Source organism: Actinoplanes hulinensis, from assembly GCF_019429605.1.
Classification (GTDB): Bacteria; Actinomycetota; Actinomycetes; order Mycobacteriales; family Micromonosporaceae; genus Actinoplanes; species Actinoplanes campanulatus.
The window spans coordinates 88,101-102,821 of sequence record NZ_JAHXZI010000030.1 but is presented as its reverse complement, the minus strand read 5'-3'; the positions used below and the strand labels follow the sequence as shown (position 1 = coordinate 102,821).

12 protein-coding genes are annotated in these 14,721 nt (G+C 70.2%); 8 read left to right on the top strand and 4 right to left on the bottom strand.

Annotated elements, in window-relative coordinates; genetic code table 11:
• On the bottom strand, positions 1-249 hold a 249-nt coding region (locus KZ829_RS38990; protein WP_281428346.1), incomplete at its 3' end, for a sigma factor.
• 245 nt (positions 250-494) lie between these two features.
• Between KZ829_RS38990 and ppgK the strand changes: the two genes are divergently transcribed.
• Positions 495-1,289, top strand: coding sequence for a polyphosphate--glucose phosphotransferase (ppgK, locus tag KZ829_RS38985; protein ID WP_220148862.1), 795 nt, complete (start codon positions 495-497; stop codon positions 1,287-1,289).
• Positions 1,290-1,310: 21 nt separating this feature from the next.
• Entirely contained in the window at positions 1,311-1,772 is a 462-nt protein-coding gene (locus KZ829_RS38980; RefSeq protein WP_204300331.1) for a PPOX class F420-dependent oxidoreductase, read from the top strand.
• 230 nt (positions 1,773-2,002) lie between these two features.
• Here the strand turns inward: KZ829_RS38980 and KZ829_RS38975 are convergent, their stop codons facing one another.
• Positions 2,003-2,602, bottom strand: a complete 600-nt coding sequence (locus tag KZ829_RS38975) for a hypothetical protein (RefSeq protein ID WP_220148861.1) — start codon at positions 2,600-2,602, stop codon at positions 2,003-2,005.
• A gap of 430 nt (positions 2,603-3,032) precedes the next feature.
• Here KZ829_RS38975 and KZ829_RS38970 point away from each other — a divergent pair, with 430 nt between their 5' ends.
• From KZ829_RS38970 to glgB, 4 genes are read left to right on the top strand one after another with little or no spacing between them, the layout of a single operon-like run.
• Positions 3,033-4,997, top strand: a complete 1,965-nt coding sequence (locus KZ829_RS38970; protein WP_220148860.1) for an alpha-1,4-glucan--maltose-1-phosphate maltosyltransferase — start codon at positions 3,033-3,035, stop codon at positions 4,995-4,997.
• 12 nt (positions 4,998-5,009) lie between these two features.
• On the top strand, positions 5,010-6,767 hold the full coding sequence (gene treS / locus KZ829_RS38965) for a maltose alpha-D-glucosyltransferase (protein ID WP_220148859.1): 1,758 nt from the start codon (positions 5,010-5,012) through the stop codon (positions 6,765-6,767).
• A complete protein-coding gene (locus KZ829_RS38960) occupies positions 6,764-8,065 on the top strand; it encodes a maltokinase N-terminal cap-like domain-containing protein (RefSeq protein WP_220148858.1) in 1,302 nt (433 codons plus the stop codon). The genes treS and KZ829_RS38960 overlap by 4 nt, the downstream gene beginning before the upstream one ends.
• Before the next feature lie 23 nt (positions 8,066-8,088).
• Positions 8,089-10,239, top strand: coding sequence for a 1,4-alpha-glucan branching protein GlgB (gene glgB / locus KZ829_RS38955; RefSeq protein WP_246636988.1), 2,151 nt, complete (start codon positions 8,089-8,091; stop codon positions 10,237-10,239).
• 3 nt (positions 10,240-10,242) lie between these two features.
• On the opposite strand, the gene KZ829_RS38950 is transcribed toward glgB, so the two are convergent.
• Complete coding sequence (locus KZ829_RS38950) at positions 10,243-10,782, bottom strand: GNAT family N-acetyltransferase (RefSeq protein WP_246637004.1); 540 nt, start codon at positions 10,780-10,782, stop codon at positions 10,243-10,245.
• Positions 10,783-10,829: 47 nt separating this feature from the next.
• Here KZ829_RS38950 and KZ829_RS38945 point away from each other — a divergent pair, with 47 nt between their 5' ends.
• Positions 10,830-11,192, top strand: coding sequence for an MmcQ/YjbR family DNA-binding protein (locus KZ829_RS38945; RefSeq protein WP_220148856.1), 363 nt, complete (start codon positions 10,830-10,832; stop codon positions 11,190-11,192).
• Here the strand turns inward: KZ829_RS38945 and KZ829_RS38940 are convergent.
• The gene (locus KZ829_RS38940; RefSeq protein WP_220148855.1) at positions 11,189-11,908 is read right to left on the bottom strand and encodes a PP2C family protein-serine/threonine phosphatase; all 720 of its coding nucleotides are present in this window, start codon (positions 11,906-11,908) and stop codon (positions 11,189-11,191) included. The two genes, KZ829_RS38945 and KZ829_RS38940, sit on opposite strands and share 4 nt — an antisense overlap.
• A 398-nt stretch (positions 11,909-12,306) precedes the next feature.
• On the opposite strand from KZ829_RS38940, the gene KZ829_RS38935 reads away from it, so the two are divergent.
• Positions 12,307-14,691 carry a Tex family protein gene (locus KZ829_RS38935; protein ID WP_220148854.1) on the top strand — a complete coding sequence of 795 codons (2,385 nt, stop codon included), beginning with the start codon at positions 12,307-12,309 and terminating at the stop codon, positions 14,689-14,691.
• Positions 14,692-14,721: the final 30 nt, after the last annotated feature.

Here is a 14,721-nt window from a genome sequence, read left to right as displayed (position 1 = left end):
GTCGAATTTGTCGACGGCTTTGATGAGGCCGACGGTGGCGGTCTGGATGAGGTCGTCGGTGGGTTCGCCGCGGCCGGAGTAGCGGTGGGCGAGGTGCCGGGCGAGCGGCAGCCAGGCCTCGATCGCCTGGGCGCGGAGCCGATCGCGGTGCCGGCCCGGTGAGGCGGTGGCCATCGCGGCCAACAGATCTGACGCACTGTTACCGGCCACGCTGTGCACGGGCTGGTGCGGCGCTTCGGTCACGGTCATGACTGGTCCTCCATCAGACGGGCAGAGAGCCGTGCCCGCACGCGGCGACCGTTCTGAAATGCAACGCTAACCGAGAAGCCTACGCCTGGATAGCCGAAAGTATGAGTGACGTTGCGTAAACACGGGGAACACGGCTCGGATTCACCCGGCGGTGGCGGCATGCCGGTCCCGGGACGGGGGGATTCAGTGTCGGTCGGGCGTGGTAGACACCCACCAGAAGTGGCATCCGGAAGAACGGAAGACGCATGACCATCCTCGGTATCGACATCGGCGGGTCCGGCGTGAAGGGCGCACCGGTCGACCCGGCCACCGGCGAGTTGCTCGCCGAGCGATTCCGCGTGCCCACGCCGCAGCCCGCGGACGTGGACAGCGTCGCCGCGGCGGTGGCCGAGGTGGCCGCGTCGTTCGGCGGCTTCGACCGGGTCGGTGTGACGTTCCCCGGCGTGGTGGTCGACGGTGTGACCCGCAGCGCCGCCAACGTCGACAAGTCCTGGCTCGACGCGCCGGCCGCCCAGATCTTCGCCCAGCGGCTCGGCCTGCCGGTGACGGTGCTCAACGACGCCGACGCGGCCGGGGTGGCCGAGGTGGCGTTCGGGGCGGGCCGCGACCAGTCCGGCCTGATCATGATGCTGACCTTCGGCACCGGCATCGGCAGCGCCCTGTTCTCGGACGGGATCCTGATCCCCAACACCGAGTTCGGCCACGTCGAGATCGACGGCGCCGACGCCGAACTGCTCGCCTCCGACCGGATCCGCGAGGCCGAGAACCTGAGCTGGGAGCAGTGGGCGGCCCGGGTCGAGCGCTACCTGCACCATGTCGAGATGCTGCTCTCCCCCCGCCTGTTCGTCGTCGGCGGCGGCGTGAGCAAGAAGTCGGAGAAGTTCCTTCCGCTGATCGACATCAAGACGCCGATCGTCCCGGCCACCCTGCTCAACAACGCCGGCCTCATCGGCGCGGCCATGGCCGCGCATCAGGCCTCGGCCGGTCCGGGTGGCCAGCGTCCGGGGGCGATCCCGGTCAACGCGGCCGCGGCCTTCTGACAACGCGAGGGGTACGGGCACATGGCGCGCTCGATCGCGACGAACAACCGGGTCGACCGGGCCGGGCTGCTGGAGTTCCTGCGGCCCCGGCACCGGGCGATCCTGATGACCACCCGCAAGGACGGCCGCCCGCAGTCGTCGCCGAACACGTGCGGCGTCGACGCCGAGGGCCGGATCGTCATCTCCAGCTATCCGGAACGCGCGAAGACGGCGAACGCCCGACGCGATCCACGGGTCTCCGTCTGCGTCCTGTCGGACGAGTGGAACGGCCCGTGGGTGCAGGTGGACGGCGTCGCCGAGGTGCTCGACCTGCCGGAGGCGCTGGAGCCGCTGGTGGAGTATTTCCGCGGCATCTCCGGCGAGCACCCGAACTGGGAGGAGTACCGCCAGGCCATGCGGGACCAGGGCAAGTGCCTGATCCGGGTGACGATCGAGTCCTGGGGCCCGATCGCCACCGGCGGTTTCCCGGCCCGCCTGGCCTGACCCGGGGCAGAAGAGGTGAGGGCCGCAAGGCCGGCACCCAGGAGGACAGTTCCGGTGCCGGCCTTGCGGCCTTCGAGCCCCTCCCGTTCCGGCGGACCACAACCATGGCCCTCGGGAGGGGAAAGCAAAGAGGTTTGAGGCGCACCCCGCGGGGGAGCGGCCCGGGGGGGGCCGCGGGCGCCTACCGCGGCTAGCGAAGCGTGGTCGATTTCGGCGCCCTCGACACCGACTTAAGGGGCGCGATCCACGAGCGGAGCGAGGCCATCAGACCCAGTCTCAGCGCCGAGCAGGTAGAGCAGGGTGTCGCGGTGCAGGGCGGCGATCGGCTCGAGGAGGTCCGGGTGGCGCAGCAGCGCGGCGGCCTCCCGGTCACGGTTGTCCGGCTGGAGCAGGCGGCGGAACTCGGTGGGCATCCCGGCGGCCCGGCGGCCGGCCGGGCGGGGCCGCTGGTCGGGCATCGGCAGGGCGGCGATCACCGAGTCCACGCCGCGCCGGGCCAGCAGCGGGTCGGCCAGCAGGCAGGCGGCCCAGCTGACGACGACCTCGTCGACCCAGGTGCGCCAGCCCTCGCCCTCGGCGAACTCGTCGTCCGGTTCGCTTCCGGCCTTCCAGTCGAGGATCGCGGAGCCGCCGGGGCCGGCGATCGCCACCAGCGCGGCGTCGATCTCGGTCGGGTAGCGCAGCCAGGCGGCGACCGTCACGGCCTGCCGGGCCTGCAACTCGGCGAGGGTGTGCGACACGGTGTTGGACTCGCCCCCCGGGTAGGCACGGGCCAGCCAGTGGGTGCTGGCGGCGATCACCGGGGACAATGCGGTGGACGGTCCAGCCACGTCGCTCTCCTCCTTCAGGCGCTCGCCGGGGCCGGCTCGCGTTCAGGGATACAAACTCGGAGCCGACGGGCCCTCCTTGAGCCGGGTTCCTCGATGGCAACGCACGGCAACCGACACGCTCCCCCGGCCACGCCGGTCGTCCGCACCGTCCGCGGGCGCCGTACCGCCGAACGTGATCCCGCTCGCCGGGGCCGTTTCGCGGATTCCGCCCGGGAAAGATGAACGCCTGTTGCGAGCAGGTGAAATTGTCGTGTTTTCCGGCGGCGCGCGGCCGCGTCTGGATGCGCCGTAGGCACCCCCCTCCGGTAGGTTGGGACGCATCGGCGATCGGCCGTTTCAAAGCCTCCACTGCGGAGAAGTCATAGAGACGCCGGCGGTGGTTTTCCCGGTCGCCGAGTCCTCTCGCGCCCCTCTGACTACGGTGGAGATCATGACCGGTCGCTTCCCCATCGAAGACGTGACGCCGGCGGTCGCCGGTGGCCGCTATCCCGCAAAAGCGGTGGTCGGCGAACTGGTCCCGGTATCGGCGGTGTCCTATCGCGAAGGACACCACGCGCTCGGTGTGAACGTGGTATGGCGCGGCCCCGACGGCGAGACCAGGCCGTTCACCCGGATGACCCCGGGTGAGCCGGGCCTCGACCAGTGGCACGCCGCGATCCGGCCGGACCGGGTCGGCCGGTGGACGTTCACGGTGGAGGCGTTCGACGATCCGTACCGGACGTGGCGCGACGCCGTGGTGAAGAAGATCGGCGCCGGTCAGGATGTCGGGGACCTGGCGAACGACCTGGCCGAGGGCGCCGACGTGCTGGACCTGGCCACCAAGATCGTGCCGGCCGAGCAGGAGGACCTGGTCCGCGACGCGGCGGCCGCGCTGCGCGACGAGCAGAAGTCGCTGTTCTCCCGGGTCACGCCGGCGCTGGACCTGGAGGAGCTGCTCTGGCACAACCCGGTGCGGCACCTGGTCACCGCGACCCGTTCGTTCGCCATCTGGGTGGACCGCACCCGGGCCCTCTACTCGGCGTGGTACGAGTTCTTCCCGCGTTCCGAGGGCGCCGAGATCGGCCCCGACGCGACCCCTGTCGTGCACGGCACCTTCCGCACCGCCGCGCGACGGCTGCCGGCCATCGCGGCGATGGGTTTCAACGTGGTCTATCTGCCGCCGATCCACCCGATCGGCAGGGTCAACCGCAAGGGGCGCAACAACACGCTGGTGGCCCGGCCGGAGGACGTCGGCTCGCCGTGGGCGATCGGGTCGGCCGAGGGCGGCCACGACGCGATCCACCCCCAGCTCGGCACCCTGGAGGATTTCGTCCATTTCCGGGAGAAGGCGGAAGAGCTCGGCATGGAGGTGGCGCTGGATCTGGCGCTCCAGGCCGCGCCGGACCACCCGTGGGTCAAGCGGTTCCCGCAGTTCTTCACCACGAAGGCGGACGGCACCATCGCGTACGCCGAGAACCCGCCGAAGAAGTACCAGGACATCTACCCGATCAACTGGGACAACGACTACCGCACGCTGCGCGACGAGGTCTACCGCGTGGTGATGCACTGGGTGAACAACGGGGTCAAGATCTTCCGGGTCGACAACCCGCACACCAAGGCCGTCAACTTCTGGCAGTGGCTGATCCCGAAGGTCAAGGAGACCGACCCGGACGTGCTGTTCCTGGCCGAGGCGTTCACCCGCCCGGCGATGATGAACGGGCTCGGCAAGATCGGCTTCACCCAGTCGTACACCTACTTCACCTGGCGGACCACCGCGCGGGAGATGCGGGAGTACATGGGCCAGCTGCTCGCCTCGGCGGACTGGATGCGGCCCAACTTCTGGCCGAACACGCCGGACATCCTGCACGAGACGCTCCAGCACGGCGGGCCGCCGATGTTCAAGATCCGCGCGGTGCTGGCCTCGATGCTCACCCCCTCCTGGGGCATGTACTCAGGGTACGAACTGTTCGAGCACGTGCCCCGGCCGGGGGCCGAGGAGTACATCGACAACGAGAAGTTCGAGCTGAAGCCACGTGACTGGGCGGCGGCTGAGCGGTCCGGGCGGTCGCTGGCGCCGTACCTGACGAAGCTGAACCGGATCCGGGACGAGAACCCGGCCCTGCAGTGGCTGCGGAACCTCCGCTTCCACGAGGTCGACAACGGCGCGCTGCTCTGCTTCTCCAAGCGGGACCCCGTCACCGGCAACACCGTCCTGGTCATCTGCTCGTTCGACTCCGGCAACGTGCAGTGGGGAAACACCACGCTGGACATGCCCGCGCTGGGCCTGGACTGGCACGAACGATTCACGGTGGTCGACCAGATCACCGGCGCGACGTACGAGTGGGGTCAGTACAACGCGGTCCGGATCGACCCCTTCGTCGAGCCGGCGCACATCTTCGTCGTCAGGACGGGGTAGGGGGAGAACTCGATGGAGCTGACGAGCGAGCACGATCCGGCCGAGGGCAGCCACACCGAGGGCGGGGTGGTCGAGCACCCGACCGCCGACGACTTCGGTCATGCCCGCGCGCTTCCGGCGGACCGCACCTGGTTTCAGCGGGCGGTCTTCTATGAGGTGCTGGTCCGGGCGTTCTACGACTCGGGGACCGACGGCTCCGGCGATCTGCGCGGCCTCATCGAGCGGCTCGACTATCTGCAATGGCTCGGGGTGGACTGCCTCTGGCTGCCACCGTTCTACGACTCGCCGCTGCGCGACGGCGGCTACGACATCCGCGACTTCTACAAGGTGCTGCCGGAGTTCGGCACGGTCGACGACTTCGTGGCCCTGCTGGACGCGGCGCACAAGCGCGGCATCCGGGTTGTCACCGACCTGGTCATGAACCACACGTCCGACTCGCACCCGTGGTTCCAGGCGTCCCGGCACGACCCGGACGGGCCGTACGGCGACTTCTACGTGTGGAACGACACCAGCGAGAAGTACCAGGACGCGCGGATCATCTTCGTCGACACCGAGGAGTCGAACTGGACGTTCGACCCGGTGCGCCGGCAGTTCTACTGGCACCGGTTCTTCTCCCACCAGCCGGACCTCAACTACGAGAACCCGGCCGTGCAGGAGGCCATGCTGGACGTCCTGCGGTTCTGGCTGGACCTCGGCATCGACGGGTTCCGGCTGGACGCGGTGCCGTACCTGTTCGAGCAGGAGGGCACCAACTGTGAGAACCTGCCGGCCACCCACGCGTTCCTCAAGCACTGCCGCAAGGTGATCGACGACGAGTTCCCGGGCCGGGTGCTGCTGGCCGAGGCGAACCAGTGGCCGGCCGACGTGGTGGAGTACTTCGGCGACGCCAGGTCCGGCGGCGACGAGTGCCACATGGCGTTCCACTTCCCGCTCATGCCACGGATATTCATGGCCGTCCGCAGGGAGTCGCGCTTTCCGATCTCGGAGATCCTGGCGCAGACACCGTCCATCCCGGACAACTGCCAGTGGGGCATCTTCCTGCGCAACCACGACGAGCTGACGCTCGAGATGGTCACCGACGAAGAGCGCGACTACATGTACTCGGAGTACGCCAAGGACCCGCGGATGAAGGCGAACGTCGGCATCCGGCGCCGCCTGGCCCCGCTGCTGGAGAACGACCGGAACCAGATCGAGCTGTTCACCGCCCTGCTGCTGTCGCTGCCCGGCTCGCCGGTGCTCTACTACGGCGACGAGATCGGGATGGGCGACAACATCTGGCTCGGTGACCGGGACGGCGTCCGGACCCCGATGCAGTGGACGCCGGACCGCAACGCCGGCTTCTCCACCGCCACGCCGGGCCGCCTCTACCTGCCGGTCAACCAGGACCCGGTCTACGGCTACCAGGCGGTCAACGTGGAGGCCCAGCGGGACAGCGCGACGTCCCTGCTGAACTGGACGCGAACCATGCTGGCGGTCCGCCGGCGGCACGAGGCGTTCGCCGTCGGCACGTTCCGCGAACTGGGCGGCTCCAACCCGTCGGTTCTCGCCTATCTGCGCGAACACGGCGACGACGTGGTGTTCTGCGTCAACAACCTGTCACGCTTCCCGCAACCGATCGAGCTGAATCTGCAGCACTGGAACGGATACACCCCGGTGGAGTTGACCGGGCACGTCAACTTCCCCCGGGTCGGGCAGTTGCCGTACCTCTTGACCCTTCCGGGCCACGGCTTCTACTGGTTCCAGTTGTGCGGGTCGGAGGAGAAGCAATGACGCTGCCGTTCGCCGAGTGGTTACCGAAACAGCGCTGGTACGCCGGCCGCAGCCGGGTTCTCGCCTCGGTCGAACAGGCGGCCGCCACGCCGCTGGGCGGGGAGCTGGAGCTGGTCCTCCTCGACGTGGCGTACACCGACGGCAGTTCCGAGCGCTACCAGGTCCTGGTCGGCTGGGGCGCCGGCCCGATACCGGAGTACAGCGCGATCGCCACCATCGGCACCACCGACGACGGCCGGATCGGCTACGACGCCCTCTACGATCCGGCGGCGGCCCGGCACCTCCTGGGGCTGATCGACCGGTCCGAGCCGGTCGGCGACATCACCTTCGACCGGGAGCCCGGCATCACGCTGCCGCTGGAGGCCTGGCCGCGGGTGTTCGACGCGGAGCAGAGCAACACCAGCGTCATCTTCGACCAGGACGCGATTCTCAAGCTGTTCCGCCGGGTCACCAGCGGCGTCAACCCGGACATCGAGCTGAACCGGGTGCTCGGCCGGGCCGGAAACGCGCACGTGGCCCGCCTTCTCGGCTCCTTCCAGGCCGACGACTGCTCGCTCGGCATGCTCACCCAGTACGCGGACAACTCGGCCGAGGGCTGGGCCATGGCGACCGCGTCGGCGCGGGACCTGTTCGCCGACGCGGCGTACGCGGCGGACGAGGTGGGCGGCGACTTCCAGGGCGAGTCGTTCCGGCTCGGCGAGGCGGTCGCCTCGGTGCACCTGACGCTCGCCGCGGAGCTGGGCAGCGGACCGTCGCCGTTCCCGCTCGACGCCGTGCTGGCCCGGCTGCGCACCGCCGCCACCGCGGTGCCCGAGGTGCAGCGGTACGTTCCGGCGATCACCGACCGCTTCACCGCGCTGACCGGCGAGCAGGTCGAGATCCAGCGCATCCACGGCGATCTGCATCTGGGGCAGGTGCTGCGCACCCCGGAGGCGTGGCTGCTGATCGACTTCGAGGGCGAGCCGGGCCAGCCACTGGACGAGCGCCGGCTGCCCGACTCGCCGCTGCGTGACGTGGCCGGGGTGCTGCGCTCCTACGAGTACGCGGCCTATCAGCTGCTGGTCGACCAGGACGAGGACGAGCATCTCGCGGCGCGTGCCCGGGAGTGGGTGGACCGCAACCGGACCGCGTTCTGCGACGGATACACGAACGTGGCGGGCACCGACCCGCGTGTGCACGGTGCGCTGCTGGCGGCGTACGAGCTGGACAAGGCGGTCTACGAGGCCGCCTACGAAGCCCGGCACCGGCCCGGCTGGCTGCGGATCCCCCTGCGGTCGATCGCCCGGCTCGTCGGATGAACCCCGGAGGGCAACCCGAGATCATGATAGGCCAGTCCACCTCTCCCCTCGCCGCCGACCAGCGGGCCATGAACAGCGTGATCGCCGGGGACACCCACGATCCGCACGCCGTCCTGGGCGCGCATCCGCACGGTGGGCGCACCGTCATCCGTACCCTGCGCAAGGGCGCCGAGAGGGTGGCCGTCCTGCACGACGGGGAACGCCACGAGACGACGAAGGTGCACGAGGACGGGATCTTCGCGGCCGAGCTGCCCGGCAGCGTGCTCGACTACCGGCTCGACGTGGACGGGGTGGAGTGCGACGACCCGTACCGGCATCCGCCCACCCTCGGCGAGCTGGACCTGCACCTGATCGGCGAGGGCCGGCACGAGAAGCTGTGGAAGGTGCTCGGCGCGCGACCGCACGGCACCGGGGTGGCCTTCGCGGTGTGGGCGCCGAGTGCCCGGGGCGTGCAGGTGATCGGCGACTTCGCGGGCTGGGGGCCGTACGACGGGTGGCCGATGCGGTCGCTCGGCTCCAGCGGCGTCTGGGAGATCTACGTCCCGACGGCGCATCTCGGCACCAAGTACAAGTTCAAGATCCTCGGCCGGGACGGGGTCTGGCGCGAGCACGCCGACCCGCTGGCCCAGCACACCGAGGTGCCGCCGGCCACCGCGTCGGTGGTGTTCCAGTCGTCCTACCGGTGGCACGACGAGCAGTGGATGCGGGAGCGGTCCCGCAGGTCGTGGCACCAGGAGCCGATCAGCGTCTACGAGGTCCACCTGGGCTCGTGGCGGCCCGGTCTCACCTACGTCGAGCTGGCCGAGCAGCTGGTCGGCTACGTGGTGGAGACCGGGTTCACCCACGTCGAGCTGATGCCGGTGATGGAGCACCCGTTCGGCGGTTCGTGGGGTTACCAGGTCACCGGCTACTACGCGCCGACCTCCCGGTTCGGCACGCCCGACGAGTTCCGGCACCTGGTCGACAAGCTGCACCAGGCCGGCATCGGCGTGATCCTGGACTGGGTGCCGGCCCACTTCCCGAAGGACGAGTGGGCGCTGGCCCGGTTCGACGGAACCCCGCTCTACGAGCACGGCGACTGGCGGCGCGGCGAGCACCCGGACTGGGGCACGTACGTCTTCGACTTCGGCCGCAAGGAGGTCCGCAACTTCCTGGTGGCCAACGCCCTCTACTGGTGCGAGGAGTTCCACGCCGACGGGCTGCGCGTCGACGCGGTGGCGTCGATGCTCTATCTGGACTACTCGCGCAAGGACGGCGAGTGGACCCCGAACCAGTACGGCGGCCGGGAGAACCTGGACGCGATCAGCTTCCTCCAGGAGATGAACGCGACCGTCTACAAGCACCACCCCGGGGTGGTCACCATCGCCGAGGAGTCGACCGCGTGGCCGGGCGTCACCCGCCCCACCCACCTGGGCGGTCTGGGGTTCGGCTTCAAATGGAACATGGGCTGGATGAACGACACCCTCTCCTACATGGAGAAGGAGCCGATCCACCGGCAGTGGCACCACCACCAGATGACCTTCGCCACCGTCTATGCCTGGAGCGAGAACTACCTCCTGCCGATCAGCCACGACGAGGTGGTGCACGGCAAGGGCTCACTGACCGGCAAGATGCCCGGCGACCTGTGGCAGAAGCTGGCCAACACCCGCGCATTGCTCGGCTTCATGTGGGCCTTCACCGGCAAGCAGCTGCTCTTCATGGGCTCCGAGATGGGCGACGAGTTCGAGTGGAACGAGGGCGGCGGCCTGCACTGGCACCTGCTCGGCGACGAGCAGCACGCCGGCGTGAAGCGGCTGGTCACCGACCTGAACCGGGTCTACCGGGACACCCCCGCCATCTGGACGCAGGACACCGGCCCGTCCGGCTTCCGGTGGATCACGAGTGAGGACTCGCACCACAACACGTTCTCGTTCATCCGGTTCGCCCCGAACGGCGACACCCTGGCATGCGTCGTCAACTTCGCCGCCGTCCCGCACGAGGACTACCGCATCGGCCTTCCGCGGGCCGGCCGCTGGACCGAGGTGATCAACACCGACAGCGAGCTCTACGGCGGCTCCGGCGTCGGCAACATGGGGGCGGTCGAGGCCGAGCACCTCGCCTGGCACGGTTTCGACGCCTCGGTCTCGCTGCGGGTGCCCCCGCTCGGCGCCGTCTGGTTCAAGCACGAGGGCTGACCGCTACCGTGCCTGTTCGCCACTCCACTCGGTGGCGAGCAGGCCGTAGAGAAGGTCGTCGGTCCACTCGCCCTTGATGAGGGTCTGCTGCCGCAGCAGGCCCTCGCGGCGGAAACCGAGCCGTTCCAGCAGGGCCGCCGACCGGGTGTTCCGCGCGTCGCACTCCCCCGTGACCTTGTGGAAACCGTCCATGCGGAACAGGCGGTTCAGCACGGCGCTCACAGCCTCCGTCGCGAAACCCCTCTTCTGGTACGCCGTGGCGAAGCTGAACCCGATCTCCGCCTGCCGGAGGTTGTCGTGCAGCCGCACGTACACGTCACCGATCAGCGCCTGTTCCGCGGCGAGCTCGACCGCGTACTGGAAGTGACCCGCGATGCCGGGCGACGCCTCGGCGTAGGCGCGGACCGCGACCTCCGCCTTCTCCAGCGGGAACGGCGCGTCCCACGGCTGATAACGCGCCACCGCGGGGTCCGACCGGTACTCCGCCAGGACCGGCGCGTCCGAGGCCCGGAACCGCCGCAGGATCAGTCGCTCGGTCGCCATCAGCACGCGCCGAGGATATGTCACACCCGCACGGCAGAATGCGGGGCATGGACTCGACCGAGCGCGTCCGCGAGATCTGCCTGGCCCTGCCCGAGGCGACCGAGCGCCCCAGTCATGGGGCGCCCGCCTTCTTCGTCCGCGACAAGCCGCAGTTCGTGATGCTGTGGCCCGGCGGGCACCACGACCACGACTTCCCGCACCTGTGGTGCGCCGCCCCGCCCGGCGCGCAGGAGGAGCTGATCGCCGCCGACCCACAGCGGTTCTTCCGGCCACCCTACGTGGGCCACCGCGGCTGGCTCGGCGTCCGCCTGGACCGGGATCCGGACTGGTCCGAGATCGCCGAACTCTGCGAGGACGCCTTCCGCACGGTGGCCCCGAAGGCCCTGGTCGCCCGTCTCGACGAGGCCTAGACGTCGATGACGTCGGCGACGATGACGGTCACGTTGTCCGGTGCGCCGTTCTCCAGCGTGCGGTTGACCAGCTCGGCGGCGCAGCTCTTGCGGTCGGCGACCTCGCGCAGCGTCTGGGCGATGACCGCGTCCTCGACGTAGTCGGAGAGGCCGTCGCTGCACAGCAGGTAACGGTCACCGGCGCGGGCAGCGATCATCCGGCCGGCCGGGCGGAAGGGCCCGCCCTGCACGGCCTGGGTGACCAGGGCGCGCTGCGGGTGGCGGCGGGCGTCGTCGGGGGTGAGCACGCCCTGGTCGACGAGCGCCTGCACGTAGGTGTCGTCCCGGGTGAGCTGGGTGAACTCGCCGTCGCGGAGCAGGTAGCAGCGGGAGTCGCCGACGTTGAGGGCGGCCAGCCGGTCGCCGGAGAGCAGCAGCGCGGTGACCGTGGTGCCCATGCCGTCGCGGGCGTCGTCGTCGGCCACGGCGGCCTCGATCCGCTCGTTGGCGGTCTGGAGGGCGCTGATCAGATCCTGCAGGGGCTCGCCGGTGTCCGGCGTCGAGTCGACGGCGCTGAGCGTCTGCACGAGGATGTCGCTCGCCAGCTCTCCGGCGGGCAGCCCGCCCATGCCGTCCGCCACCACGAAGAGTCGATTACCTACGAAGACGGCGTCTTCGTTATTGGACCGGATCAGGCCCTGATCAGTGGCGGCGACCGCCCGGACAGCAAGCGTCATGTGACAAGAGTGCCAAAGGCCAATTCGGTTGTCTCTAGTACCTCCTACCAAGTGTCATCGAGTACCGCCCGGGACGCTCCGGGCGGCCGTGGCCGGAACCCCCTCCGACAGCGGTGATGTCGCAGGTCACAGCCCCTTTGCGGGGCCGGCCGGCGGCTGGCGGGCCGGGTTCGGCCGGTCGCGGCCTCCGGCTGCCGCCGCGGCTGGCCCTCGTGACATTCGCGACATCGGGGTACGCACGGCGGGACAGCGGGGCGGAAGCGGACATCGCCGGGCGTACCACATCGTGCCGGTCACGTCCGTGGAATCGGCCCGCGGCGTCCGCCGGGGGACGACTGCGCGAGCGACCCTGCGGGGCGGCGCGACAACCCGCGGCGGCCTCGGTAACAATCGTCGGCGTGACGACAGCTATCCATCAGCGCATCGCCTCGGAGCTCGGGGTACGGGAAGGTCAGGTCACCGCCGCGGTCGAGCTGCTCGACGGCGGGGCCACGGTGCCGTTCATCGCCCGCTACCGCAAGGAGGTGACCGGCACGCTCGACGACGCCCAGCTGCGCACGCTCGAGGAGCGCCTGGGCTACCTGCGGGAGCTGGAGGACCGGCGGGCCGCGGTGCTGGAGTCGATCCGCGCCCAGGGCAAGCTCGACGACGCCCTGGAACGGCAGATCCTCGAGGCCGACACGAAGGCCCGGCTGGAGGACATCTATCTGCCGTTCAAGCCGAAGCGGCGGACCAAGGCGATGATCGCCCGTGAGGCCGGCCTGGAGCCGCTCGCCGACGGACTGCTGGGCGACCCCTCGGTCGACCCGAAAGCGGCCGCAGCGGCGTTCGTGGACGCCGAGAAGGGTGTGGCCGACGCGCAGGCCGCCCTGGACGGGGCACGGGCCATCCTGATCGAACGGTTTGCCGAGGACGCCGACCTGATCGGTGACCTGCGTGAGCAGATGTGGACACGGGGCCGGCTGGTCGCCAAGGTCCGCGACGGCAAGCAGACCGACGGGGCGAAGTTCTCCGACTACTTCGACTTCGCCGAGCCGTACTCGAAGCTCCCCTCGCACCGGATCCTGGCGATGCTGCGCGGCGAGAAGGAGGACGTCCTCGACCTCACCATGGAGCCGCACCCGGAGGAGGACGAGGGCTACTTCGAGGGCCGCATCGCCGGCCGCAACGGGGTCAGCGACCACGGCCGGCCCGGCGACCGGTGGCTGGTCGACACGGTTCGCTGGGCCTGGCGCACCCGGATCCTCATCCACCTCGGCGCCGACCTGCGGGTCCGGCTGCGGGAGGCGGCCGAGGACGAGGCGGTGCGCGTCTTCGCGGCCAACCTGCGTGACCTGCTGCTGGCCGCGCCGGCCGGCACCCGCGCCACGATGGGGCTGGACCCGGGCTTCCGTACCGGGGTGAAGGTCGCGGTCGTGGACGCCACCGGCAAGGTGGTGGCGACCGACACGATCTACCCGCACGTGCCGCAGAACAAGTGGGACGAGTCGATCCACCGGCTGGCCGCGCTGGCGTCGAAGCACGACGTCGAGCTGATCGCGATCGGCAACGGCACCGCCTCCCGGGAGACCGACCGGCTGGCCACCGAGCTGATCAAGCGGCACCCGGACGCCAAGCTGACGAAGGTGGTCGTCTCCGAGGCGGGCGCGTCGGTCTACTCCGCGTCGGCGTACGCCTCGCAGGAGCTGCCCGGCCTGGACGTGTCGCTGCGCGGCGCGGTCTCCATCGCCCGCCGCCTCCAGGACCCGCTCGCCGAGCTCGTGAAGATCGACCCGAAGTCCATCGGCGTCGGCCAGTACCAGCACGACATCTCCGAGGTGAAGCTGGCCCGGTCGCTGGACGCGGTGGTCGAGGACTGTGTGAACGGCGTCGGCGTCGACATCAACACCGCCTCCGCGCCGCTGCTGACCCGGGTCTCCGGCATCACCGCGGGCCTGGCCGAGAACATCGTGCTGCACCGCGACTCCAACGGCCCGTTCAAGAGCCGCCAGGAGATCAAGAAGGTGGCCCGGCTCGGCCCGAAGGCGTTCGAGCAGTGCGCCGGCTTCCTGCGGATCCGTGACGGCGCGGACCCGCTCGACTTCTCCAGCGTGCACCCGGAGTCGTACCCGCTGGTCCGCACGATCGCGGCCGACGCCGGCTCGGACGTGAAGACGATGATCGGCAACAGCCCGCTGCTCAAGGCGATCCGGCCGGACCGGTTCGTGACCGACACGGTCGGCCTGCCGACCATCACGGACATCCTCAAGGAGCTGGAGAAGCCGGGCCGTGACCCGCGTCCGGCGTTCACCACGGCCACCTTCGCCGAGGGCGTCGAGAAGATCGCCGACCTGAAGCCGGGCATGATCCTGGAGGGTCAGGTCACCAACGTGGCCGCGTTCGGCGCGTTCGTCGACATCGGTGTGCACCAGGACGGTCTCGTGCACGTGTCGGCGCTCTCCGACAAGTTCGTCCAGGACCCGCGCGAGGTGGTCAAGTCCGGTGACGTGGTGAAGGTCCGCGTCCTGGAGGTGGACCCGGTCCGCAAGCGGATCTCGCTGTCCATGCGCCTCACCGACGAGCCGAGGCAGGGCGGCGGCCGCAACCGCGACGACCGCGGCCAGAGTGGCCAGGGCGGCCAGGGCGGTCAGGGCCGCGGTCAGGGCGGCCAGGGCCGGCAGGGTGGCGGACAGCGCCAGCCACGGCAGGGCGGCGGCCAGCGGGGCGGTCAGGGCGGCGGCAACAGCATCGGCAACAGCGCCATGGCCGACGCGCTGCGCCGGGCCGGCCTCACCAAGGACTGAGCGGCCGGACGGATCACGGGCCCGGGCGTT

What these genes read in the sequence shown, in the direction of transcription:
- ppgK (WP_220148862.1), top strand. Translation starts at nt 495, where the DNA reads ATGACCATCCTCGGTATCGACATCGGCGGGTCCGGCGTGAAGGGCGCA.
- KZ829_RS38980 (WP_204300331.1), top strand. Translation starts at nt 1,311, where the DNA reads ATGGCGCGCTCGATCGCGACGAACAACCGGGTCGACCGGGCCGGGCTG.
- KZ829_RS38970 (WP_220148860.1), top strand. Translation starts at nt 3,033, where the DNA reads ATGACCGGTCGCTTCCCCATCGAAGACGTGACGCCGGCGGTCGCCGGT.
- treS (WP_220148859.1), top strand. Translation starts at nt 5,010, where the DNA reads ATGGAGCTGACGAGCGAGCACGATCCGGCCGAGGGCAGCCACACCGAG.
- KZ829_RS38960 (WP_220148858.1), top strand. Translation starts at nt 6,764, where the DNA reads ATGACGCTGCCGTTCGCCGAGTGGTTACCGAAACAGCGCTGGTACGCC.
- glgB (WP_246636988.1), top strand. Translation starts at nt 8,089, where the DNA reads ATGATAGGCCAGTCCACCTCTCCCCTCGCCGCCGACCAGCGGGCCATG.
- KZ829_RS38950 (WP_246637004.1), bottom strand. Translation starts at nt 10,782, where the DNA reads ATGGCGACCGAGCGACTGATCCTGCGGCGGTTCCGGGCCTCGGACGCG.
- KZ829_RS38945 (WP_220148856.1), top strand. Translation starts at nt 10,830, where the DNA reads ATGGACTCGACCGAGCGCGTCCGCGAGATCTGCCTGGCCCTGCCCGAG.
- KZ829_RS38940 (WP_220148855.1), bottom strand. Translation starts at nt 11,908, where the DNA reads ATGACGCTTGCTGTCCGGGCGGTCGCCGCCACTGATCAGGGCCTGATC.